Origin of the sequence: Gelidibacter mesophilus DSM 14095 (assembly GCF_000423005.1) — a bacterium.
GTDB lineage: Bacteria > Bacteroidota > Bacteroidia > Flavobacteriales > Flavobacteriaceae > Gelidibacter > Gelidibacter mesophilus.
In genome coordinates this window covers 335,718-362,389 of sequence record NZ_KE383968.1, presented here as the reverse complement: position 1 = coordinate 362,389, position 26,672 = coordinate 335,718, and the positions used below count along the sequence as shown (strand labels likewise).

The following is a 26,672-nucleotide window of genomic DNA, read 5'->3' as shown; positions in this document are numbered from 1 at the left end:
TTTCGTGAATACAACATATAGAACGGAAGCAGAAGAAATCATGGATGATTTTTCCATTGAGGGCGCCGTACTTCATGATACCTTGGATAAGTTGGCGATCATTAATAAGTTGCTTGGAGGAAATTTGGTGACACTCAACGGACTTCAATTATTATTGAAAAACCACTCTAAATCACAACCTATTACCATCATTGATCTGGGTTGTGGTGGTGGTGATATTTTAAGGACCATTTCAAAGTTCGGCAAAAAGGAGGGGTATAGGTTTAAGTTGATTGGGATCGATGCCAATAAAAATGCGACAGATTATGCCGCTCAATTGTCAAAAGATTACGATAATATTGAATATAGGCATCTAAATGTGTTTTCTGATGAATTCAAGGCCATTCATTATGATATCGTTATTACCACTTTGTTTCTTCATCATTTTAAGGAAGCGCTATTATTGGAATTATTGACATACCTGTTGAAAAATGCAAAGATTGGCATTGTGATCAATGATTTGCACAGACATTGGTTGGCCTATTATTTGTTCAAATTGATCACAGTTCCAATAAAAAATAATATGATCATTGCGGATGGATTAACGTCAGTGTTGAGAGGATTTAAGCGAAATGAACTGGTCAATTTATCAAAACAACTGAATAGCAATTTTATACTTAAATGGAAATGGGCATTTCGTTATCAGTGGATTCTTGCGAAAGATTAGGGATGAGGTATTTGGGATTTGAAAAATCTTTAAGATATGCTATTTTGAAATCAGTGCCAAATCATCATAAGAATGGAGTAATCCGTGTCAAAAAAATTAAGTCATAAATAATCAGCGTCATCAGACTCCATTAAAAAATTGTATCACAAAGATGAAAGTAAAAATAACCGCAGTTGCCAAGCAATTACCTAAATACACTAGGGAAACCAAAGATATCATTCCTTATCTAAAGGTTTGGTTGTTGGGGCATGACGATCGCTTTCAGAGAAAAGTTATCAAGTTATTTGAAAATGCTGGGGTTGATAGGCGTTATTCCATTATGGATGCTGAAGAAGTCTTTTTGAATACGTCCTTTGAAGAAAAAAATGCTATCTACTCTAGAGAAGTCATCAAATTAGGAGAGCAGGCAGTATTGAAATCCCTCGAAAAAGCAAAACTTCAACCTACGGATATCGATTATATCATTACAGTGAGTTGTACCGGAATTATGATTCCTTCATTAGATGCTTATTTGATCAACCGATTAAAAATGCGCCAAGATATTGTGCGTTTGCCAGTTACTGAAATGGGCTGTGCGGCAGGTGTTTCGGGAATTATTTATGCCAAGAATTTTTTAAAGGCAAATCCCAATAAACGCGCTGCGGTTATTGCGGTAGAATCTCCTACGGCGACGTTTCAGCTCGACGATTATTCCATGGCCAATATTGTAAGTGCGGCCATTTTTGGTGATGGAGCGGCTAGTGTAATTCTGTCTTCTTATGAAGATGAAGAAGGTCCGGAAATTGTGGACGAAGCCATGTATCATTTTTATGATGCTGAGCAAATGATGGGTTTTAATTTGGTCAATACAGGATTACAGATGATTTTGGACAAAACCGTTCCAGAAACTATTTCCACTCATTTTCCGCAAATTGTTCATCCTTTCTTAGAACGTAACCAAATGGCCATTGCTGATGTTGATCATCTTATTTTTCATCCTGGCGGTAAAAAAATTGTGCAAACCGTTGAAGAGCTGTTCGGTTCTCTTGGAAAAAACATTGATGATACCAAAGAAGTTCTTAAATTGTATGGCAACATGAGCAGTGCAACGGTGCTTTATGTGTTGGAGCGCTTTATGGATCAAAAGCTACCTAAGGGCGATGTTGGATTGATGTTAAGTTTTGGACCTGGATTTTCGGCACAACGAATTTTATTAAAATGGTAGTTAAAAGAGAATCCCACTTTCATGGGACATATTATGAAAAAGGAATTTCAAGATAAAAATTATTGGGCACTCATTTTAGGAGGCTCCAGCGGATTGGGTCTGGCAACAGCAAAAAAGTTGGCAGAACATGGTATGAATATTTGTATTATACACCGTAACCCAAGAACTCATAAGGACATTATTGAAGCCGAATTTGACAACATCCGTGATTCAGGTGTTCAATTTGTTGGTTTTAATGCCGATGCTTTTAAAGTGGAGAAACGAAACGAGATGCTTGCTGAATTAAAAACCCATTTAGGAGAAAATGGGAGTATTCGCACCTTGGTGCACAGTGTTGCCAAAGGCAATCTAAAACCCATGTTTTCAGAGGATCAGCCTACTTTGAATACAGATGATTTTAATCTGACCATCAACGCCATGGCCATCAGTTTATACGATTGGACCCAAGCGGTTTTTGAGGCAAAATTATTTGCTGAAGATGCACGCATCATTAGTTTTACAAGCGAAGGCAATACCAAAGCTTGGAAAAACTATGCAGCAGTTTCGGCTGCAAAAGTTACTTTAGAAGCCATAACCCGCAATATCGCCTTGGAATATGCACCTTTCGGCATCCGTGCCAACTGCATTCAAGCTGGTGTAACGGATACGGCCTCTTTACGGATGATTCCGGGTAGCGAGGAACTGAAGGAGCATACTTTAAAAAGAAATCCTTTTAAAAGATTGACTGTTCCCGAAGATGTGGCCAACGTCGTTTATCTGTTGAGTAAGGATGAAGCAAGCTGGATCAATGGATGTGTGATTCCTGTGGATGGCGGAGAACATGTATCATGATATCTTAAGCCTGCTGATTAAAATTTACAATACCTTGAAGCAATGAGATTTATAACTTATAAAACATGGATTCTAATTATTCTATTTTCCTCATCAGGATTTTGTCAAACTAATGAAACCAATACTTCAAAAACGATACTACTCATCCTTGGCTCTGGAAACTTAGAAACTTCCGTAGCACGTGCTGAAGTTGGATTTAATCTATTCACTTCAAAAAAAGACGTTGATTATATTATTGTATCTGGCGGTTGTGGCGCACATAGCTCCAGCATTTGTGAAGCTACTATAATGGCTGATGTGTTGATTGAAAAGGGAGTTCCTGAAAACATAATTTATAAAGAAGAAAAATCTAAAAGTACAGCTCAGAATTATTGTTATAGTCGCGATTTAAGACATTCAGATGGAAATAAACTAATTAATGAGGGCGATTATCTTTTTGTAGTTTCCAGTCATTGGCATGCTATGTCCGTTTCAGGGTGTTTTAGCGATAAAGATCTTGTCAATTCAAAATATGTGATAGAGGGCAGTATTATTCCCAAACCGGATAATAAAACGGATTACGGTGCCATTTATGAAAACTGTATAAATAATTCTAATTATTGTAAATCTGTGCTTTGGCCAAAGGTTGACGCTGCCTACACTATGGAAACCTCGGGTAAAAAGCAAGATCAAAACCTTCAAAGCCTTTTCCTTAGAGATATCATGGCTAAAACCAAGGATTCCACTACTGCTTATTCAACAATATCAGAAGAGCTCAGTGACTTACCCGAAATCTGGAAGTCAAATATAGATGCTTCCTATTTTAATACCTTTGAAAATTTAATTTATCTATTTAAAGACCAACAATTTATAGCGTTACAACCAGGTTCGTCTACAATTGAAAACGGTTATCCTAAATCGTTGAATAACTTATTTTCGAATCTGTCAGATTATTGGAGACAAGGACATCTGGATGCTGCTTTTTTTAATCCCAAAACAAAGCATGTTTATTTTTTTAAAGGAGACCAATATGTCAGAATACCATTTAAAAGGAACAAGATGCAAAGTGCTGAAGGTCCTAAAAAAATCACTGATTTAGTTTCGGAATGGCCCTTTAATTGGAGTACAGGCAATATCGATGCTGCAATTTTCAACGAGCACGCTAATGTGGTTATTATGTACAGAGGCCAAGAGAGCCTTAAACTTAAATTTGACGCGGAGAATCTGATTCTTGTAGATGATACTCCTCAAAAAGTAGGTTTGGACTGGCCGACAGAAATGTGGGGAAAAAGAAATTAATAAAAGTATTGAAAAGCAACAGATGACCTCAAAAAACATTTTAGCCTTATTGCCTTACGAAAAACCCTTCCTTTTTGTAGAGGACTTGACTGTCATTTCCGAAGAAGGCATTACCGGAAATTATACCTTTAAAGAAACCGAATATTTTTATAAAGGTCATTTTAAAGATCATCCCGTAACACCAGGCGTAATTTTAACGGAATGTATGGCGCAGATAGGGGTGGTTTGCTTAGGAATATATCTGATGAAAGATGAAATTTCTGAAATTTTACAACCTCAAATAGCAATGACCTCAAGTCAAGTTGATTTCTTCTTGCCGGTTTTCCCAAGAGAAAAAGTAAGGGTGGTTTCGGAAAAAGAAGTGTTCCGGTTTAATAAATTAAAATGCAAGTTAAAGATGTTTAATGAGAAGAATGAATTGGTGTGCAGAGGGGTGATTTCGGGCATGCTAAGAATTCCTGCGCCTGCGTCGTCGACAGACAGGAAAGCAGGAAACCTTTAGGTTCAACGGAGTTAATCTAGGAGTTTAATAGAACAAGATTTTAAAATTCAATCATATCTTTAAGAAAATAATATTATAACTTTTAATAAGATTCCCACTTTCGTGGGAAGTAAACATGAATAGAGTTGTTATTACGGGAATGGGTGTTGTTGCACCAAATGGAGTTGGACTTGGGGCATTTACAAACGCTATCAAATCAGGTGTCTCTGGAATTACATTTCACCAAAATTTAGAAGATGCGAATTTTTCCTGTTGCATTGGAGGTATTCCTCAGGTTTCAGAAGAAAAAAAGCTAGAGTATTTAACGCCATTACAACTCCGAGGATTTAATAGTTCGGGCATCTTATATGGATGTATGGCAGGAATGGATGCTTGGAAGGATGCCGGTTTTGACATTAACCCAGAAAGTACGCTTGATTATGATAGTGGGTGTGTTTTCGGAACGGGAACTTCAGGTGTTGAAAAGTTTAGAGAGGCCATTTATAAATTGGATGCTGGCGAGGTCAAACGTTTGGGAAGTACCGTGGTGCTGCAAACTATGGCCAGTGGCATCAGCGCCTATCTTGGTGGTATTTTGGGCTTGGGAAATCAAGTGACGACTAATTCATCGGCGTGTACCACCGGAACGGAAGCGCTATTAATGGGCTATGAACGTATAAAACGCGGACAGGCTAAACGCATGTTAGTTGGCAGTTGCAGTGATGATGGTGCCTATATTTGGGGAGGTTTTGATGCGATGCGCGTGATGACTTACAAACATAACGATGCACCGGAAGAAGGATCGCGGCCCATGAGCACAAGTGCCAGTGGATTTGTGCCTGGCAGTGGTGCAGGAGCATTGGTTTTGGAATCTCTGGAATCTGCCTTAGAGCGTGGTGCAACAATTTATGCGGAGGTTTTGGGCGGTCATATCAATTCTGGCGGACAACGAAATGGTGGCACTTTAACGGCGCCCAACCCTGAAGCAGTGCAACGTTGCATTTTGGAAGCACTTAAAAATTCTGGAATTAATGCCAATGCCATCGACACTATCAATGGTCATTTAACGGCCACTTCAAAAGACAGTCTCGAAATTGAAAATTGGGTACAGGCGTTGGATCGAAGAGGTTCTGATTTCCCCTATATTAATTCGTTGAAATCGATGGTAGGCCATTGTTTGGCTGCTGCTGGAAGTATCGAAAGTGTGGCCACGGTTTTACAGTTGAAAGATCAATTTGTGTTTCCAAACCTCAATTGCGAAGATGTGCATCCAGGAATTTTGGAGTTGATTTCAGATGAGAAAATTCCAAAACAAATGATTAAAAAAGAGATAACAATTGCGGCAAAGGCAAGTTTTGGCTTTGGTGATGTGAACGCATGTATTATCTTTAAGAAGTATAATTGATTTCCTGCGCACACTCTGTTCTAATGGAATTCGATAACATAAGCCTACATGAAAAAAGAAGAATTAATTACCAAGTTAAAATCCATCGTTAAACCCTACATCCAAGATGAGGAAGCGTTTAATAATCTCTCTGAGCATACTACATTTGTGGGCGATTTAAAGATCAATTCGGCCAATTTGGTGGATGTGATATTGGATGTGGAAGACGAATTTGATATTCGAATAGAAAATGATGAAATGGAGCGCATGCTTTCGGTAAAAGCAGCCATGGACATTGTGAGCTCTAAAATAAGCGCTTGATGATTGGTAACGATATTGTCGATCTAATTTTTGCAAATCAAAATTCCCGATGGCAGGAACAGCGGTTTTTGGATAAGCTTTTTTCTGAAGAAGAACAGGAGTTTATTCTGTCAAATGGATCTCGATTCCATAATATATGGCATTTATGGAGCATGAAGGAAAGTGCCTATAAAATTATTGCTAGGGGCAATAGAGTTCCCCATTTCAATCCGAAAGATTTTAAATGTTTTAGCACACATTCAGATAAAGGCCAGGTTATCTTTCAAAATAAATCGATACCTACAGTAACCCAAACGCATCGAAATTTTATCCAAACTACGGCTTACATTAAGCCTGAATGGATGTCTAAGGTATTTCAATTTATAAATACAGATTATAAAGTTCAGAATACACAAAGTTACCAGTGTGCTGCTAAATCCTATGCTGAGTTGAAGAACCTCTCTCCAGATACTATTGAGGTCATTAAAAATGACATGGGAGTACCGCAATTTTATGTTAACGGAAATTTACAAGAAGCGCAGTTGTCCTTATCTCATCACGGTTGTTTTGGAGCCTTGGCTATTGCAGAATGAGGATTTTAAGATAGACCTTTGAGTTTTTTTGTAAGGCTGTTTGATTTTCGAAAAAAATAATGTCATCCTCGGTATGTCCTTCAATTAAATAATAGTGGCCTTTAAAGTAATTGTGGTGCACTGCTACTTTCAAATCTGATTCTTCAACAATTTGAAGTTGATGTGCATAGATTATTTCATCATTGATAAGATTAAATTCTCCAAAAAATGATGCAGTTAAAGGCATTTCAGGATTTTTATAAAGTTCTTGAGGCGATTTGTTAGCTATGATTCTTGTATCGTGCAGAACTATCATTTTATCGGCATGCCCCAACACATCTTCACGGTCATGAGTGGCCACAATACAGGCAATATTTTTATATTTTAGATAGTTAAAAACACTTCTTCTCAAGGACTGTTTTTGAAAATTATCAATATGGCTGAAGGGTTCGTCCAACAAGATGATTTCTGGTTGTTTTGCCAAGGCTCTTGCCAATGCCACACGCTGCTTTTGACCGCCACTTAAGGTTTTTACTTTAGTTTTTGCAAAATCTTGTAATTCTACAACCTCTAAAAGTTCTTGGACACGCTCTTTTTTTTCCTCCGGAAAGAAATTGGATAGATGTTTACCAATATTTTCTTCCACAGTGATATAGGGCATCAAATCAAATTCTTGGGCAACATATTTCATGAACTCATAGCCCACCACAAGATTATATTTAGGACCTAAAATTTCAGTGTCTTTCCAAAAAATCTCACCTTCCGTCAAATCAAATTCGCCATAAATCAATTTCAAAAGTGTGGATTTCCCTGACCCACTTTCGCCTATAACTGAAATATGTTCGCCTGGTTCTACGGTAAAGTCAATACCATTGAGTACGGGGGGTCCGACGTCTTCTTTGTCGTAACTAAAGATAATGTTGTTTACTTTAAGCATGTTTACATATAATAAGACCTGCCAAATTTCAAAAAAACTTGACAGGTCTGAAGTCTTGTGAAATTAAAATTTATCCTTTTACCTTGGTTGTGTTTGGAAGCACCTTATAGCCCATATTGTAAAGCGTAAATCCGAAAATATCCGCGTACTGCTCAATGGTTTTGCTAACAGGAGTTCCTGCACCGTGGCCAGCATCGGTTTCAATTCTTATCAAAACAGGATTGTTTCCTGTTTGTTTACTTTGTAATTCTGCGGCAAATTTAAAACTGTGTGCAGGTACCACTCGGTCATCATGATCTCCAGTGGTGATCATCGTTGCAGGATATTCTACACCCTCTTTTACATTATGAATAGGCGAGTAGCCTTTAAGATAATCGAACATTTCTTTACTGTCCTCAGAGGTTCCATAATCATAAGCCCAACCAGCTCCTGAGGTAAATGTATGATAACGTAACATATCTAAAACACCAACGGCAGGAATTGCTACTTTTACTAGATCAGGACGTTGGGTCATGGTCGCTCCAACTAAAAGTCCGCCGTTTGATCCACCTCTAATGGCTAAATAATCTGATGAGGTATAGTTATTAGCAATCAAGTATTCTGCGGCAGCGATAAAATCATCAAAAACATTTTGCTTTTCCATTTTAGTACCCGCATCATGCCATTTTTTACCATATTCTCCACCACCTCGGATATTAGGAACGGCATAAACACCGCCTTGCTCCATCCAGACTGCGTTTGCAATGCTGAAAGATGGCGTCATAGAAATATTAAATCCGCCGTAGCTATATAAGATGGTTGGGTTTTTACCGTTGAGTTCTATACCTTTTTTATAGGAAATAATCATTGGTACTTTTGTTCCATCTTTTGAATTGTAAAAGACCTGTTTGCTTTCAAAATCATCTGCATTGAATTTAATTGCTGGTTTTTTATAAACTTTAGAAACACCATCTTTTGGATTTAGCTCGTAAATAGTACTTGGCGTGATGTAGTTGGAGAAGGCATAATAAACCGTCTCATCATCTTTTTTACCTCCAAAACCACCAGCACTTCCTACGCCCGGGAGTTCGATCTCTCTTACCAATTTTCCGTCATAATCGTACTGTTTTACTTTGGAGACCGCATCTACCATATAACTGGCAAATATATATCCGCTGCTTGTTGAGGCACTTAATACATTCTCCGTTTCAGGAATAAAATCTTTCCAGTTTTCCGGACGCGGATTTGATGCGTCAACAGTGACAACTTTTTGATTGGGTGCATTTTTATTGGTAATTAAATAAAGTGTGCTTCCAACGTTTTCAATAACTCTAGTATCTGTATCAGAATTGTCTAAAATGCTAATCATTTTGCTATTTGGTTTCGACAAGTCCTGCATTAATAATTTGGTTCCTGAAGTTGAACTTCTTGGATAGATAAATAAATAATTGCCATCTTCCGTAACACCACCACTAACGTAGCGATGTTTTTGTTCTGCTGTGCCGCCATAGATTAGTTGGTCTTGTTTTTGTGAAGTTCCTAGTTTATGATAAAACAATTTATGTTGATCCGTCTTGGCTGAGAGCTCACTTCCTTTAGGTTTGTCATAGCTTGAATAATAAAAACCATCATTGTTTTTCCATGAAATACCGCTGAATTTGACATCCACAATCGTGTCTTCAATTTGTTCTTTACCTTCAGTATCCATGATGATAACTTTGCGCCAATCACTTCCGCCTTCAGAAATAGCATAAGCAGCAAGTTTTCCATTTTTGGAAAAATTAAGGCCACCCAAAGAAACGGTCCCATCTTTACTGAAGGTATTTGGATCTAAAAAGACCTCTTCTTTGTCTTCGCCAGTTTTCTTTCTATAAATAACGGACTGATTCTGCAAGCCATCGTTTTTATAATAGTAGGTATAGTCACCTTCAACGAAAGGAGCCCCTATTTTCTCGTAGTTCCAGATTTCTTCCAATCGTTCTTTGAGTTCTTGGCGGTAAGGGATCTGCTCTAAATAACCCTTTGTAACTTCATTTTGGGCTTTAACCCATGCGCCGGTTTCTTTGCTACGGTCATCTTCCAACCAGCGGTAAGGATCTTTTACTTGTTCTCCAAAATAGGTATCAACGGTATCTACCGTTTTTGTTTCAGGATAGGTCACAGCTATGTAATTGGATTTTTTAAGTTCGTTTTCATTTTTGCAGGCAGTTATTGTAGCAAGAAGAACCATTGCAAGCGCTAAATTTCTCATAAGATGTTAACGTTTTAAGTGTTGTGTTCCAAAAATAGACAAAAAAGCCCCTACAAATAGATGTAGAAGCCTTTTTAATATTTTGTTAAGAATTGTAATTCTTGATAAACATTTCTGTTTTCAATGAATCATCTTTTTAAAGTAAATTTTTGTCAATTAAATACTCGGCAATTTGAATTGTATTTGTTGCGGCACCTTTTCTTAAGTTGTCACTAACAATCCACAAGTTTAAAGAGTTGGGCTGAGAAGCATCACGTCTGATGCGTCCCACAAAAACATCGTCTTTTCCATTGGCATAAATTGGCATGGGATAGGTGTTGACATCGGTATTATCCTGAACCACGACACCAGAAGTTTTGCTTAATAATTGACGTACTTCGGTGATATCAAAATCTTTTTCAAATTCCACATTTACGGCTTCGCTATGGCCACCTTCTGTTGGAATTCTTACCGCTGTTGCAGTCACTGCAATAGAACGATCATCTAGAATCTTTTGGGTTTCCCTAACCAATTTCATTTCTTCTTTGGTATAACCATTTTCTTCAAACACATCACAATGTGGAATGGCATTTTTATGAATTGGATAGGGATAGGCCATTTCGCCTTGCACACCGGCCAATTCATTTTCTAATTGTTTTACCGCTTTTAAGCCCGTTCCTGTAATGGATTGGTATGTAGAAACAACAATACGTTTAATGTTATATTTCTTATGAAGAGGGGCCAAGACCATCACCAATTGCGTGGTTGAACAGTTTGGATTGGCTATGATTTTATCTTCTTTTGTAAGCTGATCTGCATTAATTTCTGGAACTATCAATTTTTTTGAAGCATCCATTCTCCAAGCAGAAGAATTGTCAATTACGGTAGTGCCGGCTTCCGCAAATTTTGGAGCCCATTCTAGAGAGGTTTCTCCACCAGCGGAAAAGAAAGCGACATCTGGCTTCTTTGAAACTGCATCTGCCAATCCTATAACTTTATATGTTTTATTTTTAAAGGTAATTTCCTTGCCTACAGATCTTTCTGAGGCAACAAGCAATAACTCCGTGAAAGGAAAATTACGTTCTTCAAGGACTTTTAACATTACTTCGCCTACCATTCCAGTGGCACCTACAACAGCTACTTTCATAATTTAAAAAATTTAAGTCGCTAAAGTAACTAATAATTAAATGTATATAAAGAACATCTTATAAAAAATAACCCGATTCTTTTTAGGAATCGGGTTTAAGTTAGAATATGGGTGTAGCGTGATTATTTTTTCAATGCGTCTCTGATTTCTTTCAATAAATCAATTTCAGTTGGTCCAGGAGGTGGTGCTGGTGCTTCCACTTTCTTAGCTCTTACTCTTGCGTAAGCTTTAACGATCATGAATAAGACAAAACCAACAATAATTAAATTAATGATGGAGTTGATCCATTTACCATATGCAATTACTGCGGCACCAGCTTCTGTTGCAACTGCCAACGACTCATAAACTTTTCCGTCTAAGGCATAAAACATGTCTGTAAAATCTACGCCTCCAGTAAAATATCCTACTATCGGCATCATAATATCACTTACAAATCCATTAACTACCAAGCCAACTGCTCCAGCAAGTAATACCGCAACGGCCAAATCGATGACGTTGCCCGTCATGATGAAATCTTTAAATTCTTTCCACATAATTTTTGAATTAAGTTAGTTTTATGTTACGAAAGTAAGAAAAATATACAACTGTTAAATTTCTGCCAGGCATTTATTTTTTTATTATTCGTTTGACACGCTGTGAAATGGCCGTAATCAATTCGTATGAAATGGTGCTGGCAGCACTAGCTAAATTTTCTGCGGTATGTGCGGCGTCAAATATTATCACTTCATCCCCTTCTTCACATTCAATATCCGTAATATTGACCATAATCATATCCATGCAAACATTACCAATAATATGGGCTTTATGTCCATTGATAACTACAAATCCTTTTTCTTTACCGTATTGGCGCCCTATTCCATCGGCATGACCAATGGGAATAGTGGCAGTTTTCATGAACCCAACGCTTTTATAGGCACGATTATAACCCACAGTTTCACCTTTCTCAATGTGGTGGATTTGTGAAATTACCGATTTAAGGGCGGCAATAGGTCTGAAGTTTTTATTTTCCTGGTCAGAATTCCCAAAACCATATAAACCTATACCACTGCGTACCATGTCCAAATGAGCCTCTGGATAGTTTAAAATTCCGGAAGTATTAGACAAATGGAGCATGGGTTGGTAACCAAAGACTGTTTTAAATTTTTCTGAAATATTTTTAAAGGAACGAATTTGATATTGGGTAAATTCCTTTTCTTTTAAATCTTCACTTGCGGCCAAATGCGAAAAAATAGAGTTGACCTTAATAGCTTTTGAGGCATCTAGTCTTTTATAGATAGATTCAATATCAATTTCTGAAAATCCCAATCTATTCAGTCCAGTATTGAATTTTAGATGGATTGGATAGTTTTTTTGTTTTTTTGCAGCGGCAATCTCCAGAAATTCATTTAAGACTTTATCATTGTAAAGACTTGGCTCCAGGCATCGTTCAATGATGGAATCAAAGCCTGCAGGCAAAGGGTGCAAGACCAAAATAGGTTTGGTAATTCCAGCATTTCTTAAAGCAACACCTTCACTCGTGTAGGCCACGGCAAAATAGTCGACCTCTAGATTTTGCAGATAAATAGCAATTTCGTCAGCATCATTACCGTAGGCAAATGCTTTGACCACGGCTAAGAATTTTGTGTTCTTTTGCAGTTTGGATTTAAGATATTCAAAATTGTGTTTTAGAGAAGACAGATCAATTTCGAGTACGGTTTCTTGCGCTTTAGGCATTGGGGATATTGGGTTTTTCGGTGAGTTCCTGAGGGTCGATTACTTTTATGTCTCTTACTTTGTCCTTTAACATGGCCTTGTAAAATGCACCACGGCTTAAAGGTTCATATTCATCAACTTGACCTAAAAGAACTAAGGCATCGCTATGGGCTTTTCTGTAACTAAACTGGGCTAAATTACCAGTGCGTGTACAAATAGCATGTACTTTGGTTACATACTCGGCAGTGGCCATTAAATGGGGCATAGGTCCAAAAGGATTGCCTTTAAAGTCCATGTCTAATCCAGCTACAATTACCCTCACGCCTTTGTTAGCCAAATCATTGCAAACACGAATGATTTCGTCATCAAAAAACTGTGCTTCATCAATACCAACCACATCACATCCGTCTGCTAAAATAGGAATATTGGCGGCCGCAGGCACCGGTGTAGAACGAATTTGATTTGAATCGTGAGATACCACCAAATCCTCGTCGTAGCGCACATCAACGTTCGGTTTGAAGATTTCCACTTTCTGTTTTGCAAATTGCGCACGCTTAAGACGTCTGATCAATTCTTCAGTCTTACCAGAAAACATAGAGCCACAAATAACCTCAATCCACCCAAATTGTTCTTTAGGATTTACTGTATTTTCAAGAAACATTTCGTAATTTTAACACTAAAACAAAGCCTACCTTCGTTTTATTTATAGGTGGCGTAAATTTATTAAAAATCATAAGCATAAATTGGATTTAAAGTTAAAAGTTATGAAGAAGAAGTTGGAGTCTGAATTAATGAGTATCGCACATCGCATACTAAAATTGAAGGGGAAAGAGAATGTTACAGAACTACATCGTGAAACAGGTCTTCTATATGAAAAATTAAGTGTTTTGAAATTTGCCAATGAAAATTTAGAACAAGGCTTACCTACTATTGGCGTTGATTCTTCGTTTTTTGATATGTTGGATGTGGCTTTTAACAACAAAATAAGTGATAATATTGAACGGGGAGATAAAGTTTATGTCAATCTTGATGAAATAGAAGATGATGGCATTATGGAGCCCGTGATGGAGAAAATTAAAGATCTTGTGGCGCAAATGCCCCATGAAACTCATGAAGTGGATGCTTTTTTTGAGCAAGATCTTCCAAAAATTGACTCGAAACAGCAAGATCTTGATGACTTGACCGAAGGTTTTAAAAACATGCCGGTTTTTGATCCAGTTCCTGCTTTCAATTCTAAAGATCAGTTAAAAAAATCATTAAATGACAAACTTAAGCATGGCTTAAATATTGGTCTGAACGATAAAATTGCTTTTATAAAACATCTCTTTGACGGTCAACGTGAGGATTATGAACGTGTTCTTTCTCAAATCAATACTTCGAGTTCTTATGACGAAGCCAAAAATTTAATTCAAAATATTGTCAAACCAGATTATAACAGTTGGCAGGGAAAAGAAGATATTGAAGAGCGTTTCATGGTCATTATCGAAGGCAAGTTCAATTAGTTAATGAGCAAATTATTCATCGTACCCACACCCATTGGAAATCTTAAGGATATGACCTTTAGAGCTGTTGAAGTTCTAAAGGAAGTAGACTTGATTTTGGCCGAAGACACGCGTACTTCCGGAAAACTCCTTAAACATTTTGAGATTGCTACGCCTTCCCAATCCCACCATATGCACAATGAGCATAAAACGGTGGAGCATTTGGTTCAAAAAATTAAATCAGGCATTACTGTTGCTTTAATTAGTGATGCCGGAACGCCTGCAATTTCCGATCCCGGATTTTTATTGGCGCGTGCCTGTATTGAGCATCATATTGAAGTAGATTGTTTGCCGGGTGCCACTGCTTTCGTTCCTGCTTTGGTCAATAGTGGACTGCCCAATGATAAGTTTGTGTTTGAAGGGTTTTTGCCCGTTAAAAAAGGAAGGCAAACCCGATTGCTGATTTTGGCCGAAGAAACTCGAACTATCATTTTTTATGAAAGTCCCCATAAACTCATAAAAACTTTAACGCACTTTTGCGAATATTTTGGTGAAGATCGACCCGTCTCCGTGTCCAGGGAATTGAGCAAGCTTTATGAAGAGACCATCAGAGGAACTGCAAAAGAAGTTTTGGAGCATTATACTGCCAAACCTCCGAAAGGTGAAATTGTAATCGTAGTTGGTGGAAAGCCAAAGGAATAATTTTTTAAATTTATTGGACGACAACTGAAAAGGTGGATCTTAATTGATAACCCCTCTATTATCTCGCATTGACGTCTTTATTCTTCGTTCTAACAGTGCAGCCGGCTTATGTCCGTTTTTTGACGTTCTTGGGTTAATTTCTAAACTTTAGATTTTTCATAACATTATTTGTTGGAAGATTCGGTATCTTAATCCTCAATATGAAAAAGACTAAAAACAAACATTATGACGTTTTCGTCATTGGAAGTGGGATAGCAGGACAGAGCGCTGCAGAAATTTGTAGGGAACACAACTTAAGCGTCGCTATTGCTGATAATCGAGAGTTTGGGGGTACTTGCGCTAATAGAGGTTGCGATTCCAAAAGGATATTACTTCAGTTCTCAAAATTGGTCTATCAAAGTAAAAACTTGAAAGAGCATGGTGTTACAAAACTACCAAAACTGAATTGGAGGAAAGTTCAAAAATTTAAACGATCGTTTTCAGATCCAATTCCGCCAAATACAGAAGAAAAATTAAAGGATTTAGGTATTTCTATGTACCACCAATCTCCTAAATTCATTAGTAAGAAGGAGGTCGAGGTGGAAGGGAAGGTGGTTTCTGCAGATCATTTCATTATTGCGACTGGAAATATCCTAAGGGAACTCGCTATTGAAGGCAAGGAATTTTTGAAAGTAAGTGAGGATATTCTGAATTTTAAGAAAATACCGAAGTCCATCACCTTTATCGGATCTGGTTATATCGCCATGGAATTTGCCTGCATGCTCGCAACCTTAGGGTGTAAAGTCACTATTTTAGAAAGAGATGATACATCTCTTGCTAAATTCGATGACTATTTGGTGAGAAAATTAATCGTGAAATTGGAAAGTTTGGGCGTTAAATTTGTTTTTAATGCCGATGTCACTGGAGTTCAGAAGTTGAAAAAAAATCTTAAGGTCTCTTATACATATGATGGTAAATCCATCACCCACAAATCTAGAAAAGTTATCAATGCCGCGGGAAGAGTTCCAGCAATTGACGCCTTAGAACTCGACAAAGCGGGAATAGAGGCGGATAAGGATGGCATTGTGGTTAATGACCATTTACAAAGCATATCGCACCCAAAAGTATACGCCTGTGGCGATGTTTCTAATAAATCGCCCTCGCTGACACCGCTTTCCGGCCTCCAAGGTTATATTGCGGGGAATAATGTCGTGAAAGAAAAATCAAAGACTCTGGATGTGCCCTGTATACCATCAACCGTATTTACCAGCCCAAACTTATCATCAGTGGGTTATGGTCTAGAAGATGCAAAAGCCCGTTATAAGAATGTGAAAGTCTATCAAGGCGATTGCAGCAATTGGTATAATGCCAAAAAGGAGAATGAAGACACCTATGCATATACCATCCTAGTCAACGAACGCACGGATGAAATTGTGGGCGCCCACATTTTGAGTCCAGAAGCCAACGAAAGTATTAATGTATTTGCAGCAGCCATTTATAATAAAATGACCGTTAAGGAATTTAAGCGTATGGTATTGACCTACCCTTCTTTTAGTATGGATTTTAAGAAGATGATGGAGAATAAAGAAAAGTGATAATATTGTAATGCGAGATTTACTTCATCAGATAAGAAACTGCAGTCTCTGTAAAGCGCATTTACCTCTCGGACCTAGACCGGTAGTTACTGCACACCAAAGATCGAAAATCGTGATCATCGGACAAGCACCAGGAACGAAAGTGCACGCCTCTGGCATCCCTTGGAATGATGCCAGTGGCAAACAATTACGAAAATGGATGGGTGTGACGGATGAAGAGTTTTACGACCAAAAGAACTTTGCCATAGTCCCCATGGGATTTTGTTATCCTGGGAGAGGTAAAGGTGGCGATTTACCTCCACGTCCAGAATGCGCACCACAATGGCACGACCCACTTATGGAGTTTATGCCAAATGTTGAATTGGTGATTTTAATAGGTAAGTATGCTCAAAAATACTATTTGAAGAAAGAGGCTATGAAAACCTTGACGGAAACCGTTGCCAATTACCAAGATTATTTGCCAAATTACTTTCCATTACCACATCCATCCCCTCGTAATCGGTTTTGGTTGACGCGGAATCCTTGGTTTGAAGCAGAGATTGTGCCGGAGTTGCAAAAATCCATAACAACTATCTTGACGCCATAATAGGATCGTAACTGGTATTCAATAAAATCCACCTTCCAGCTTTGAAGCTTCAAAACGGAACCGGTGAGGTCATCAAACTAAATCAATAAAAATCCTAATTTCCAATTACAGGATCCTTTCCTGAAATCTTGGTTTAATCTTTACCACCGGAGAATAAATACACATCCCGTGCTTGGGCTTTACCGATGCATTTTATGAAATAAGCGATTCGTATCAGATTTAAGATTCCTGATATCGTCCTTAATTGTGCAAAATCAAGCGAAACAAAAAGCAAAAAAGGAAGAAGAAAAGAAAGGGATGGATAGATTTTTCATAGTTAACTGGTTTTGTGTCAAGAAGCTATAGGCTTAACACGTCCATAAAAATGAGGAATGGGTGAACTACCTTTTGAATGAACCAACACACCTTTGCGCAAAAAGAATAGTTTGTTTAAGAATTGCTCAGGTTCTCAAAATTTTGAGACCACCAGAAATTCACTAATTATTTAGTGACAAGACAAATTAATTTTCTCATAAATCAGTAATTTTATACCGTTGACATAAATGGAGAAAGTTAACCCTATTAAACTTTCAGATTTAGTCTTTTTTGTCCAAAAGAAAAGTCAAAACGACAAAAAAAGTAGGAAGAAATTTAGAAATGAATAATAGTGTCGATCAATTCAATTCCTATTTAAAAGGATTACCAAAAATTAAAATTTATTCGATAGTTTTACCGTTTTTGTTTGATTTTTCATAGTTCCTCAAAGTGAATAATAGATGTTGTAACGCATTAAAAATCAATTATGTCTCGCAAATTTAATATCCTAATAATTGATAATTACTAAATTATAGTTTTTCGTCATCTAAAAACGAAATGAGTATCAAAAATTAAAACAGATCGCGATTATGCAAACCAGAACAGAAGAAGATCTCTTGGGAGAATTAGAAATCAACAAAGAGGTTTATTACGGAATTCACACCCAACGTGCTATCAATAATTTTAAGATTTCAAATTCCACGATACAGGATTATCCTATATTTATAAAGGGTCTCATTATTACCAAAAAGGCTTGTGCCTGTGCAAACAAGGAGATTGGTACGGTGGCAGCGCATAAGGCGGATATGATTATCAATGCTTGTGATGAGATTTTGAACAACTTGGATAAATACTTAAAATACTTTCCCTCTGATGTATTTCAAGGAGGAGCGGGAACTTCCGTCAATATGAACGCCAATGAAGTCATTGCTAACGTGGCGCTCGTAATGAATGGCCATCAAAAGGGGAGTTACGACATTTTGAATCCCAATGACGATGTCAACAGATCGCAATCTACAAATGATGCCTACCCAACAGGTTTTAGGGTTGCCATATACTATTATATGAACCATTTGATGGAAAAAATCAATGTACTTACGACCCAATTGGATATTAAAGGCGCAGAGTTCAAGAAAGTACTAAAAATGGGAAGAACACAGCTTCAAGATGCTGTGCCTATGTCTTTGGGAGATGAATTTTCAGCTTGGTCCACAAATATGAAGGAAGAAACTAAAATTCTGAAAATGTGCAGAGATTTGGTTCTGCCAGTGAATTTGGGAGGAACAGCCATTGGTACACGCGTGAATGCTCCAAATGGTTTTACAGAGCTGTCTATCGGGTATTTACAAAAATTTACCAAAGCTCGTTTTGTCGAAGCTGAAGACCTAATTGAAGCGACTTCTGATTGTGGTGATTATGTCATGATTTCGGGAGCACTGAAAAGAACAGCTGTCAAGCTTTCTAAAATTTGTAACGACTTAAGGTTATTGTCCTCCGGACCGCGATGTGGTTTTAATGAAATTAATCTCCCAGAAATGCAGGCCGGATCTTCGATTATGCCAGCAAAGGTCAATCCGGTGATTCCAGAAGTTGTTAACCAAGTGTGCTTTAAAGTGATTGGTAATGATGTCACCATATCATTTGCGTCTGAAGCGGGTCAATTACAACTAAACGTTATGGAACCAGTCATTGCACAATGTATCTTTGAATCAATAGAATTGCTATCCAACGCATTGGTCACTCTTTCTGAAAAGTGCATCTCAGGAATTACGGCAAATAATGGGCGCACCAGAGAAATGGTTTACAATTCGGTAGGGCTTATTACGTTTTTGAGTCCTTATTTAGGACATCATATGGGAGACTTACTGGGGAAGGAAGCCATCGCAACAGGAAAAACCATTCGCGAACTTGTGCTTGAAAAGGAATTGCTTTCTGAGCAAGAATTGGATCGCATATTGAGTCCAGTAAATTTAATGCACCCGGAATATACGGCATTGGCTCGGAAATAGTTATAAATAAAATATCGATAAAATAGAGAATAATGCCCAAAGACTCAGGACTTTGGGCATTTTAGATGCTGTTTCTTTTCTAACGCTAGGTAAATTTCATAGGATTGTTTCATTGGACTTTAGATTATTGTTTAACGTTTATAGCACGGTAACCAAATATCTTTTTAACTGACTGAGTAATCAACTTTGTTGGATCCAATGTTTTCTGTTTTGCACTAGGCATATTGCCTTCTCCTAAGTTCACAGTCTTGATATTAAATGGTATTTTTGAATTGACGTAAATTAAGTGCACTTATAATTTAAAAATTAAATAAAATGGAAAATAAAGTCATTACACATTGGAAAGGCAACTCGCAATTTGAATCAGATAATCCGAGCGGAAGAACCTTACTTATGGATACTTCCGAAGAGCACGGGGGCCATAATTCAGGATTTCGACCAAAAGCGATGATGCTTGCTGCACTTGCAGGGTGTTCAGGATTGGATGTGGTTTCTGTATTGGATAAGATGAAAGTTCCTATTTCTGATTTTAGAATGGATACTTATGGCCAATTGACAGATGAACATCCAAAATATTACCATACCGTTTCTGTTGAATATCATTTTTATGGCGAAAACTTAAACGAAGCTAAAATTAAAAAAGCGGTCGATTTATCCATAGAAAAATATTGTGGCGTCATGGAAATGTTCAGAAAATTTGCAACAGTGAATACCTCCATCCATTATCACAATAAATAATTGTGTACCAACAGCTGACAGATTTTTGAAACCTGTCAAGTATGAGAACAACTATCACCATAAACCTATAAAATCCGAAACTTTATGATGCGCTGGACTTTAAAACCAAAACCAGAGCTTTCTAAAATAAAGCAGTTATCTGAAGCCCTTCAGGTCGAAGGCTCTATTGCATCTTTGTTGCTTCAACGTGGGATTGAGACCTACGAAGAAGCGAAACAGTTTTTTAGACCACAACTAGGAGATTTACATGATCCTTTTTTAATGAAGGATATGGATAGGGCTGTAGCACGCCTTGAAAGAGCTTTTGCTAAAGGTGAAAACATCCTGGTTTTTGGAGATTATGATGTGGATGGCACAACATCCGTAGCACTCATGGCGTCTTATCTAAGAACGCGTACGGAAGCAGTTGCTACCTATATTCCTGACCGGTATGACGAAGGTTATGGTGTGTCCTTTAAAGGTATCGATTTTGCCCATGATAATGATATTTCATTGATCATTGCGCTTGATTGCGGTATAAAGGCCATTGATAAGGTGGCCTACGCCAATGAAAAAAATATTGATTTTATAATTTGCGACCATCATAGACCCGGTTTAGAACTTCCAGATGCCGTGGCCGTTTTAGATCCAAAACGTGAGGATTGTATGTATCCTTATGACGAATTATGTGGCTGTGCGGTCGGGTTTAAGCTGGTGCAAGCGCTAGCATCCAGAGATGGCAAATCTATTGAAGATTTGACGGAATATCTCGACTTGGTAGCCACTGCTATTGGTGCTGATATTGTTCCAATTACAGGTGAAAATAGAACCTTGGCCTACTTTGGTTTACAAGTGATAAATAGGAATCCAAGGGCAGGGATTAAAGCAATTATCGATCAAACAAAAAAGACAGAATTAACTATAACCGATGTGGTTTTTATAGTTGCGCCACGTATTAACGCTGCTGGGCGTATGAAACATGGCAATCACGCTGTACGCTTATTGACAGAAGATAATGCCCTGCTTGCAGAGAGGTTTGCTCTAGAAATAGAGCAATTTAATACGGATAGAAAAGAAGCTGATCAGCGAATTACTCAAGAAGCTTTGCTTCAAATTGAAGAATTTAAGGAACAAGAGCGCATTACTTCTGTAGTTTATCACGACTCGTGGCATAAAGGAGTTATTGGTATTGTGGCATCGCGATTGATTGAAACTTATTACAGACCCACGTTGGTATTTACTAAAAGTGGAGATCGACTGGCAGCATCGGCGCGTTCAGTTGCTGGGTTTGATGTGTACAATGCCTTAGAAGCTTGCAGCGCGCATATTGAACAATTTGGCGGACATAAATATGCGGCAGGATTGACGCTTAAAGAAGAAAATTACGAAGTTTTCAAGCAAGCCTTTGAAGATGAGGTTTCAAAAACGATTGATAGAAGTTTATTGACGCCAGAAATTAGAGTCGATACCCAAATTGATTTTAAAGATATCACACCTAAATTTTATCGCATACTCAAACAATTCGCTCCTTTTGGGCCTGGCAATATGGCGCCTGTCTTTATGACTGAAAACCTACAGGATACAGGTTATGGAAAATGTGTGGGTGCTGATGATAAACATTTAAGAATTACAGCTAAACAAGGATCTTCAGCTCAAATGGTGGGGATTGGTTTCAATCTGGGAGATAAGTGTGAATTAATCACGAATAAAAAACCATTTAAAGCGGTATACTCTATTGATGAGAACCATTGGGAGGGCAATGTAAGTTTACAGTTGAAATTAAGGGATATTAAAGCCTAAGGAGTAAGAAACACCTTTCGTTAGACCTGCAAGGTTTTCACCTGTGCGCCGAAGGAGAAAAATCGTGTAGGTCTGATTTCGAAGATTTATAATTGCAAACCCCACTTTTCCAGAATTCAACAAAAAAGTATCATAAGAACTGTTCTTAGTTTACATTTGCATTAAATTTTAATCATCTTTCGGGATTTAAAATCCGTAGACTTAGAAAGGTCCGCTATTTATGGAATATAAACCAGTTAAAAAAGATCCCTACGCCGCACTTCGTATTAAGGAATTCAATATTTTTTTATTGGTACGTTTCGCCTTAGTTTTTGCGTGGTCCATGCAATTTATTATCATTGAATGGGAAGTGTACTCCATAACTAAAGATCCATGGTCCCTTGGGTTAATTGGTCTGATGGAAATTATACCTGCCGTTGGAATTGCTCTTTTTGCCGGACATATTGTTGATCAAAAAGAAAAAAGAAGTCTTCTTATCAAGTGTATTTTGGGATTTTCAGCCATAAGTTTTGGATTGTTTTTATTGACTTGGCCAAAAATTGTGAGTGATTGGTCTACAAACCAAATTCTGTATAGTATTTATTTCCTGGTGTTCTGTGGGGGATTGGTCAGAGCATTTATCGGGCCCACGGTATTTTCATTGATTGCCTTAATTGTTCCTAAAAAACTCTATCCAAACGCAGCTACCTGGAGCAGTTCTACTTGGCAAGTGGCATCGGTTCTTGGTCCAGCATTGGCGGGATTTAGCATCAGTTGGATTGGCGTACACTGGTCAATGTGCTTGATTTTGGCATTTGCAGTCATGGCATTAATAAACTTGCTCCGAATTCCTAAAAAGCCAATTTTAAATCCTAAGATTGGCGAACCAATTATGGAAAGTCTTAAAGAAGGCATCCAATTCGTGTTTAAAACGAAGGCTGTATTGGGTGCTTTGACCTTAGACATGGTGGCTGTGCTTTTTGGTGGTGCAGTTGCTCTGTTACCCATTTTTGCCCAAGATATTTTAAAAGTGGGATCAGAAGGTTTTGGTGTTTTACGTGCGGCACCTGCAGTTGGTGCTTTTTTAACCGTGTTGATAACCGCATATATCCCAATCAGTAAAAATGCAGGGATGAAACTATTGATGGCTATATTTGGTTTTGGGGTCTGCATTATCGTTTTTGGACTTTCTTCTATCTTTTGGGTGTCAGTGTTAGCCCTATTCTTTAGCGGAGTCACAGATGGCGTTTCTATGGTGATCCGTCAGACTATTTTACAATTGAAAACTCCAGATCATATGCGAGGACGTGTGGCTTCAGTAAATTCTATGTTTGTTGGTTCTTCCAATGAACTTGGCGCTTTTGAGAGTGGATTGACCGCAAAGCTTATGGGCACCGTAACAGCGGTTGTTTTTGGGGGTACAATGACTTTGATTACTGTGATAACTACAGGTATAGTGTCACCGTCGTTTAGAAAGTTGGATTTACGAAAGGATTTGGAGGAGCATGAAAAAGTGCATTGATATAAACGTATGAATTTTTCAGCGGATTATAAGCGATGAAAACCAGAGGTTTTAGTTTCTTATTTTAAACCGACCTGGTAATTTTTAACTGAGTCAATAAACTATTCTTGGTAGATTTTCAACCTTAAGTTTTCACCGTCAAAAACACCGTAGGTATAAAAATTAATCCAATCACCTAAATTGATATATGATGCGCTGCCATTCAACTTAATTTCCATAGGTAAATGTCGGTGTCCAAACACAAAATAGTCACGATGTTTGTCTTCTAATTTTCGTTTGGAATACTGTACCAGCCATTCTTTGTCCTCACCTAAAAATTTGGCATCGTCATCACCTGATATCAACTTATTTTTCACAGAAAGATGTTGCGCAATTTTTACGCCTAGATCAGGATGCAGCCATCTAAAACACCATTTAAAAAATGGATTGGTAAACACCTTCTTCATCCGTTTATAGCCTTTATCATATGGACCTAAACCGTCACCATGCCCAATAAAAAAGATCTTACCGTTGAAGACGAATTCTTTAGGTTTATGAAAGACTTCTATATTCAACTCTTCCTCAAAATAGCCGTCCATCCACAAATCATGATTGCCCACAAAATAGTAGATTGGAATGCCCGAATCGCTAATTTCAGCCAACTTGCCTAAAGTTCTGGTAAATCCTTTTGGGACTACGGTTTTATATTCAAACCAAAAATCAAATAGATCACCCAATAAAAAGATGGCAGCAGCATCTTCTTTGATCTCATCTAACCAAGCTACAAACTTCTTTTCTCTTGGATAAGATGTTTCTTTTGTAGGCGCTCCCAAATGATTATCAGAAGCGAAATATATTTTTTTTCCTATGGGAATATTCATTAAAAGACTATTTAAATTCCTGCTCCTGCCTGTCGGCAGACACTAAAGTCGGAATCTCTTGATTTAAAAACAGACCTCTTTGAGATCTATCTACTAAAAATTTTTTTTCTAAAATCGAAAAAAAATATTAAGAAGAGCAAAGCTCGCGTCGTTACCCAAAGCGGACTGTCGACTGAAGACTACCCTCTAATTATCACTCGCATACCATTCTGCAAAACTTGTGTCAGTTTCCTGAAGTTTTAAAGAATGAAGTTGAATGTTGTCTGGTAAATAGTGATTTATTTTTTCAGCAAAATCGATTACCATCATTTCACTGGTAGGTTGATAGTTGACTAAAAGCACATTGTGGCCCCTATTTTTTAGCTCTTTTGCTAATTCAACGTGTGGTGTATTTTTATTGAATACGGTAACATGATCAAAAACGTCAACGATTTCACGTTTGACGATAGTTTTCAAATCTGAAAAATCGATAACCATCCCGTACTTTACGTTTGAAGTATCGTTTATTGGTGTACCAATAACCGTGACCGATAACTTATAGCTGTGTCCGTGCACATTTTTGCACTTGCCATCATATCCATATAAGGCGTGTCCAGTTTCAAACGAAAATTGTTTTGTAATTCGAATTTTGCTCATATAGCATCAATTTGTTACAAAGATATTCAATTTGTAAAAGGAATCTGTTTTTAGATTACATTTGACCGATAAATGGTCATAATTTATTTGAATCCAATCTTATAATTCCTCCTTTTAATGAATCCAATTTTTGAAGACCTCGCTTTTGTTGAAGATCCTATCTACGAGCGCATTATTGAGAATATCTTGGTTCAAAAATACGCTATTGTTGAAGATTTTTTTTCGCCACATGAGGTCCAGATCTTAAGGCAATCTTTAATTGAAAAACATGAAGAAGATGCTTTTAAGAAAGCTGCAATTGGGAATAGAATAAATGAAATCATCGTAAAATCAATTAGAGGCGATGTTATTTTATGGATTGACGAATCGACTGCCAATGCTGCAGAAAGCATGTTTTTTGAGAAAATCAATAATTTAGTGTCCTATCTCAATAGAACTTGCTTCTTAGGCATTCTTCACAAAGAGTTTCACTACGCGTTATATCCAAAAGCGACTTACTATAAACGACATTTAGACACTTTTCAGAATGATGACCGCCGTAAATTGTCTTTTGTTATTTATTTGAATGAAGACGGTTGGTTACCAGAAAATGGTGGTGAATTGGTGCTATATTTAGATGACAATGGCAGGGAAGTGGAAAAAGTGATCTATCCCTTTCCCGGTCGAGTGGTGATTTTCGAAAGCCAGATTCTTGAGCATGAAGTTAAGCCTGTCCATACTCAACGATTGAGCATTACAGGTTGGCTTAAAACCCGATAAGCTACTTGTTTTTTCTTCGGTTGTAGATATAAATGACGACCAATACTATGGCCAAAACTAAAAAAAGGCCGTTGCCGCTTAAAAATTCGAGGATTTCCATAATTCTATATTAGAATAATTGTTGTCAAAGTTACTTGTTTTGTTCAATTTGAAAAAAGACGTGTCTTAATTTTACGATAAAATGGAGTCTTACCACCATCATTGAAAATCTTATAGAAGCAGTTCAAAACAATAAAATGGATGTTCACTTTGTTTAGAGAAATAAATAGACCCTAAACGTTTATAACCGCGTACTTCATAAAATTTCTGGTTTCTTTCATTTTTTGAGAAGGTGTCCAATCTTATGGAGTCATAGCCATTGGTCTTTCCATAATCTTCTGCAAAATCCATCATCTTTTGTGCGTAACCTAGACCTTGGTAGTCAGGATGTACTGCCAAACGGTGGATGTAAAGATTTTTATCATTTGGAGTCAGCCATTTTATAGGGAGGTACTCGTCATCCATAAAGGTAGAAATGACAATGGTGCCAACGATGGTGTTTTCATTGGTTAGTACATATAATTCATCTCTATCAATATCTTTTTCAAAGGCTGTTGCGTTAGGGTAATGTTCATTCCATTGGTAAATGCCATTGCTTATCATAGACCTGGCACAGGCTTTAGTCAATGATAAAATGGACTGAATATCTGAAGATGTTGCTTTTCGAATCATTAATAATCCTTTTTGGGCAAATTTAGTGTTTAAATGAGAAATGGAGCTTATTTCCGTGCGAGGATCAGTTATTATGTTGAAACAAATTATTTATCACTTTGTTTTTGTTTCAGCAGGTTGGATTAGGAATATTTTTCGCTTAAAAATATAGTATAAGAAAAGACGCTTAAAAAGAAAATTATTTTTTAAGTTTGCCGTTGTTCAGAAATGCCATGAAATTAATTTGGGGATGTAGCTCAGTTGGCTAGAGCGCTTGGCTGGCAGCCAAGAGGTCGTCGGTTCGAGCCCGATCTTCTCCACA

26 protein-coding genes and 1 tRNA gene are annotated in these 26,672 nt (G+C 37.5%); 18 read left to right on the top strand and 9 right to left on the bottom strand.

Features of this window, described 5'->3' with window-relative positions:
* Positions 1 to 4 precede the first annotated feature (4 nt).
* From G525_RS0119555 to G525_RS21955, 8 genes are all read left to right on the top strand, one after another.
* Entirely contained in the window at positions 5 to 706 is a 702-nt protein-coding gene (locus tag G525_RS0119555; protein WP_342662774.1) for a methyltransferase domain-containing protein, read from the top strand.
* A gap of 151 nt (positions 707 to 857) precedes the next feature.
* On the top strand, positions 858 to 1,910 hold the full coding sequence (locus tag G525_RS0119550) for a type III polyketide synthase (RefSeq protein WP_027127651.1): 1,053 nt from the start codon (positions 858 to 860) through the stop codon (positions 1,908 to 1,910).
* 33 nt (positions 1,911 to 1,943) lie between these two features.
* Positions 1,944 to 2,741 carry an enoyl-ACP reductase FabI gene (locus G525_RS0119545; protein WP_027127650.1) on the top strand — a complete coding sequence of 266 codons (798 nt, stop codon included), beginning with the start codon at positions 1,944 to 1,946 and terminating at the stop codon, positions 2,739 to 2,741.
* Positions 2,742 to 2,783: 42 nt separating this feature from the next.
* A complete protein-coding gene (locus G525_RS0119540; protein ID WP_027127649.1) occupies positions 2,784 to 4,019 on the top strand; it encodes an ElyC/SanA/YdcF family protein in 1,236 nt (411 codons plus the stop codon).
* A gap of 22 nt (positions 4,020 to 4,041) precedes the next feature.
* A complete protein-coding gene (locus tag G525_RS21500) occupies positions 4,042 to 4,521 on the top strand; it encodes a 3-hydroxyacyl-ACP dehydratase FabZ family protein (protein WP_051210031.1) in 480 nt (159 codons plus the stop codon).
* Positions 4,522 to 4,636: 115 nt separating this feature from the next.
* Positions 4,637 to 5,905, top strand: coding sequence for a beta-ketoacyl-[acyl-carrier-protein] synthase family protein (locus G525_RS0119530; RefSeq protein WP_027127648.1), 1,269 nt, complete (start codon positions 4,637 to 4,639; stop codon positions 5,903 to 5,905).
* 48 nt (positions 5,906 to 5,953) lie between these two features.
* Positions 5,954 to 6,205: an acyl carrier protein gene (locus G525_RS0119525; RefSeq protein ID WP_027127647.1), complete on the top strand. Its 252-nt coding sequence runs from the start codon at positions 5,954 to 5,956 to the stop codon at positions 6,203 to 6,205.
* A complete protein-coding gene (locus tag G525_RS21955) occupies positions 6,205 to 6,777 on the top strand; it encodes a 4'-phosphopantetheinyl transferase family protein (RefSeq protein ID WP_051210030.1) in 573 nt (190 codons plus the stop codon). Before G525_RS0119525 ends, G525_RS21955 begins: the two co-directional genes overlap by 1 nt.
* On the opposite strand, the gene G525_RS0119515 is transcribed toward G525_RS21955, so the two are convergent.
* The 6 genes from G525_RS0119515 to G525_RS0119490 form a co-directional block, all read right to left on the bottom strand.
* Positions 6,764 to 7,693 (bottom strand): ABC transporter ATP-binding protein, encoded by a 930-nt coding sequence (locus G525_RS0119515; RefSeq protein WP_027127646.1) that lies wholly within the window; start codon positions 7,691 to 7,693, stop codon positions 6,764 to 6,766. The genes G525_RS21955 and G525_RS0119515 overlap by 14 nt on opposite strands.
* Before the next feature lie 70 nt (positions 7,694 to 7,763).
* Entirely contained in the window at positions 7,764 to 9,923 is a 2,160-nt protein-coding gene (locus tag G525_RS0119510) for a prolyl oligopeptidase family serine peptidase (RefSeq protein WP_027127645.1), read from the bottom strand.
* A 136-nt stretch (positions 9,924 to 10,059) separates the two neighbouring features.
* Positions 10,060 to 11,049, bottom strand: a complete 990-nt coding sequence (locus G525_RS0119505; RefSeq protein WP_027127644.1) for an aspartate-semialdehyde dehydrogenase — start codon at positions 11,047 to 11,049, stop codon at positions 10,060 to 10,062.
* Positions 11,050 to 11,171: 122 nt separating this feature from the next.
* Positions 11,172 to 11,582, bottom strand: coding sequence for a large conductance mechanosensitive channel protein MscL (mscL, locus tag G525_RS0119500; RefSeq protein ID WP_027127643.1), 411 nt, complete (start codon positions 11,580 to 11,582; stop codon positions 11,172 to 11,174).
* Between the two features lie 73 nt (positions 11,583 to 11,655).
* On the bottom strand, positions 11,656 to 12,762 hold the full coding sequence (gene alr / locus G525_RS0119495; protein ID WP_027127642.1) for an alanine racemase: 1,107 nt from the start codon (positions 12,760 to 12,762) through the stop codon (positions 11,656 to 11,658).
* On the bottom strand, positions 12,755 to 13,402 hold the full coding sequence (locus G525_RS0119490) for a thymidine kinase (protein WP_027127641.1): 648 nt from the start codon (positions 13,400 to 13,402) through the stop codon (positions 12,755 to 12,757). Before G525_RS0119490 ends, alr begins: the two co-directional genes overlap by 8 nt.
* 103 nt (positions 13,403 to 13,505) lie before the next feature.
* Here G525_RS0119490 and G525_RS0119485 point away from each other — a divergent pair, with 103 nt between their 5' ends.
* The 8 genes from G525_RS0119485 to G525_RS0119445 all read left to right on the top strand — a co-directional run bounded on the left by G525_RS0119485 (position 13,506) and on the right by G525_RS0119445 (position 23,405).
* The gene (locus G525_RS0119485; protein ID WP_027127640.1) at positions 13,506 to 14,243 is read left to right on the top strand and encodes a hypothetical protein; all 738 of its coding nucleotides are present in this window, start codon (positions 13,506 to 13,508) and stop codon (positions 14,241 to 14,243) included.
* Between the two features lie 3 nt (positions 14,244 to 14,246).
* On the top strand, positions 14,247 to 14,924 hold the full coding sequence (gene rsmI, locus G525_RS0119480; RefSeq protein ID WP_027127639.1) for a 16S rRNA (cytidine(1402)-2'-O)-methyltransferase: 678 nt from the start codon (positions 14,247 to 14,249) through the stop codon (positions 14,922 to 14,924).
* A gap of 200 nt (positions 14,925 to 15,124) precedes the next feature.
* Entirely contained in the window at positions 15,125 to 16,498 is a 1,374-nt protein-coding gene (locus tag G525_RS0119475; protein WP_027127638.1) for a dihydrolipoyl dehydrogenase family protein, read from the top strand.
* Positions 16,499 to 16,508: 10 nt separating this feature from the next.
* Positions 16,509 to 17,084: a uracil-DNA glycosylase family protein gene (locus G525_RS0119470; protein WP_027127637.1), complete on the top strand. Its 576-nt coding sequence runs from the start codon at positions 16,509 to 16,511 to the stop codon at positions 17,082 to 17,084.
* A gap of 884 nt (positions 17,085 to 17,968) precedes the next feature.
* Positions 17,969 to 19,387, top strand: coding sequence for an aspartate ammonia-lyase (gene aspA, locus G525_RS0119460; protein WP_051210029.1), 1,419 nt, complete (start codon positions 17,969 to 17,971; stop codon positions 19,385 to 19,387).
* A 315-nt stretch (positions 19,388 to 19,702) separates the two neighbouring features.
* Positions 19,703 to 20,125, top strand: coding sequence for an OsmC family protein (locus tag G525_RS0119455; protein ID WP_027127635.1), 423 nt, complete (start codon positions 19,703 to 19,705; stop codon positions 20,123 to 20,125).
* 87 nt (positions 20,126 to 20,212) lie between these two features.
* On the top strand, positions 20,213 to 21,904 hold the full coding sequence (gene recJ / locus G525_RS0119450) for a single-stranded-DNA-specific exonuclease RecJ (RefSeq protein WP_027127634.1): 1,692 nt from the start codon (positions 20,213 to 20,215) through the stop codon (positions 21,902 to 21,904).
* A 220-nt stretch (positions 21,905 to 22,124) separates the two neighbouring features.
* Positions 22,125 to 23,405, top strand: a complete 1,281-nt coding sequence (locus G525_RS0119445; RefSeq protein WP_027127633.1) for an MFS transporter — start codon at positions 22,125 to 22,127, stop codon at positions 23,403 to 23,405.
* Between the two features lie 101 nt (positions 23,406 to 23,506).
* Here G525_RS0119445 and G525_RS0119440 read toward each other — a convergent pair whose 3' ends face one another.
* Both G525_RS0119440 and G525_RS0119435 read right to left on the bottom strand, forming a co-directional pair.
* Complete coding sequence (locus tag G525_RS0119440) at positions 23,507 to 24,265, bottom strand: UDP-2,3-diacylglucosamine diphosphatase (protein ID WP_027127632.1); 759 nt, start codon at positions 24,263 to 24,265, stop codon at positions 23,507 to 23,509.
* 186 nt (positions 24,266 to 24,451) lie between these two features.
* Positions 24,452 to 24,901, bottom strand: coding sequence for a 6-pyruvoyl trahydropterin synthase family protein (locus G525_RS0119435; protein WP_027127631.1), 450 nt, complete (start codon positions 24,899 to 24,901; stop codon positions 24,452 to 24,454).
* Positions 24,902 to 25,018: 117 nt separating this feature from the next.
* Here G525_RS0119435 and G525_RS0119430 point away from each other — a divergent pair, with 117 nt between their 5' ends.
* Positions 25,019 to 25,660 carry a 2OG-Fe(II) oxygenase gene (locus G525_RS0119430; protein WP_027127630.1) on the top strand — a complete coding sequence of 214 codons (642 nt, stop codon included), beginning with the start codon at positions 25,019 to 25,021 and terminating at the stop codon, positions 25,658 to 25,660.
* 210 nt (positions 25,661 to 25,870) lie between these two features.
* Here G525_RS0119430 and G525_RS0119425 read toward each other — a convergent pair whose 3' ends face one another.
* On the bottom strand, positions 25,871 to 26,371 hold the full coding sequence (locus G525_RS0119425) for a GNAT family N-acetyltransferase (RefSeq protein WP_027127629.1): 501 nt from the start codon (positions 26,369 to 26,371) through the stop codon (positions 25,871 to 25,873).
* A 225-nt stretch (positions 26,372 to 26,596) separates the two neighbouring features.
* Here G525_RS0119425 and G525_RS0119420 point away from each other — a divergent pair.
* A tRNA-Ala gene (locus G525_RS0119420) sits at positions 26,597 to 26,670 on the top strand.
* The last annotated feature ends 2 nt before the right edge of the window (positions 26,671 to 26,672 follow it).

What these genes read in the sequence shown, in the direction of transcription:
- G525_RS0119515 (WP_027127646.1), bottom strand. Translation starts at nt 7,693, where the DNA reads ATGCTTAAAGTAAACAACATTATCTTTAGTTACGACAAAGAAGACGTC.
- G525_RS0119470 (WP_027127637.1), top strand. Translation starts at nt 16,509, where the DNA reads ATGCGAGATTTACTTCATCAGATAAGAAACTGCAGTCTCTGTAAAGCG.
- G525_RS0119545 (WP_027127650.1), top strand. Translation starts at nt 1,944, where the DNA reads ATGAAAAAGGAATTTCAAGATAAAAATTATTGGGCACTCATTTTAGGA.
- G525_RS0119550 (WP_027127651.1), top strand. Translation starts at nt 858, where the DNA reads ATGAAAGTAAAAATAACCGCAGTTGCCAAGCAATTACCTAAATACACT.
- G525_RS0119475 (WP_027127638.1), top strand. Translation starts at nt 15,125, where the DNA reads ATGAAAAAGACTAAAAACAAACATTATGACGTTTTCGTCATTGGAAGT.
- G525_RS0119440 (WP_027127632.1), bottom strand. Translation starts at nt 24,265, where the DNA reads ATGAATATTCCCATAGGAAAAAAAATATATTTCGCTTCTGATAATCAT.
- G525_RS0119490 (WP_027127641.1), bottom strand. Translation starts at nt 13,402, where the DNA reads ATGTTTCTTGAAAATACAGTAAATCCTAAAGAACAATTTGGGTGGATT.
- G525_RS0119510 (WP_027127645.1), bottom strand. Translation starts at nt 9,923, where the DNA reads ATGAGAAATTTAGCGCTTGCAATGGTTCTTCTTGCTACAATAACTGCC.
- G525_RS0119530 (WP_027127648.1), top strand. Translation starts at nt 4,637, where the DNA reads ATGAATAGAGTTGTTATTACGGGAATGGGTGTTGTTGCACCAAATGGA.
- G525_RS21500 (WP_051210031.1), top strand. Translation starts at nt 4,042, where the DNA reads ATGACCTCAAAAAACATTTTAGCCTTATTGCCTTACGAAAAACCCTTC.
- aspA (WP_051210029.1), top strand. Translation starts at nt 17,969, where the DNA reads ATGCAAACCAGAACAGAAGAAGATCTCTTGGGAGAATTAGAAATCAAC.
- rsmI (WP_027127639.1), top strand. Translation starts at nt 14,247, where the DNA reads ATGAGCAAATTATTCATCGTACCCACACCCATTGGAAATCTTAAGGAT.
- mscL (WP_027127643.1), bottom strand. Translation starts at nt 11,582, where the DNA reads ATGTGGAAAGAATTTAAAGATTTCATCATGACGGGCAACGTCATCGAT.
- G525_RS0119505 (WP_027127644.1), bottom strand. Translation starts at nt 11,049, where the DNA reads ATGAAAGTAGCTGTTGTAGGTGCCACTGGAATGGTAGGCGAAGTAATG.
- G525_RS0119425 (WP_027127629.1), bottom strand. Translation starts at nt 26,371, where the DNA reads ATGATTCGAAAAGCAACATCTTCAGATATTCAGTCCATTTTATCATTG.
- G525_RS0119445 (WP_027127633.1), top strand. Translation starts at nt 22,125, where the DNA reads ATGGAATATAAACCAGTTAAAAAAGATCCCTACGCCGCACTTCGTATT.
- G525_RS0119525 (WP_027127647.1), top strand. Translation starts at nt 5,954, where the DNA reads ATGAAAAAAGAAGAATTAATTACCAAGTTAAAATCCATCGTTAAACCC.
- G525_RS21955 (WP_051210030.1), top strand. Translation starts at nt 6,205, where the DNA reads ATGATTGGTAACGATATTGTCGATCTAATTTTTGCAAATCAAAATTCC.
- G525_RS0119455 (WP_027127635.1), top strand. Translation starts at nt 19,703, where the DNA reads ATGGAAAATAAAGTCATTACACATTGGAAAGGCAACTCGCAATTTGAA.
- G525_RS0119435 (WP_027127631.1), bottom strand. Translation starts at nt 24,901, where the DNA reads ATGAGCAAAATTCGAATTACAAAACAATTTTCGTTTGAAACTGGACAC.
- G525_RS0119485 (WP_027127640.1), top strand. Translation starts at nt 13,506, where the DNA reads ATGAAGAAGAAGTTGGAGTCTGAATTAATGAGTATCGCACATCGCATA.
- G525_RS0119430 (WP_027127630.1), top strand. Translation starts at nt 25,019, where the DNA reads ATGAATCCAATTTTTGAAGACCTCGCTTTTGTTGAAGATCCTATCTAC.
- alr (WP_027127642.1), bottom strand. Translation starts at nt 12,762, where the DNA reads ATGCCTAAAGCGCAAGAAACCGTACTCGAAATTGATCTGTCTTCTCTA.
- recJ (WP_027127634.1), top strand. Translation starts at nt 20,213, where the DNA reads ATGCGCTGGACTTTAAAACCAAAACCAGAGCTTTCTAAAATAAAGCAG.
- G525_RS0119540 (WP_027127649.1), top strand. Translation starts at nt 2,784, where the DNA reads ATGAGATTTATAACTTATAAAACATGGATTCTAATTATTCTATTTTCC.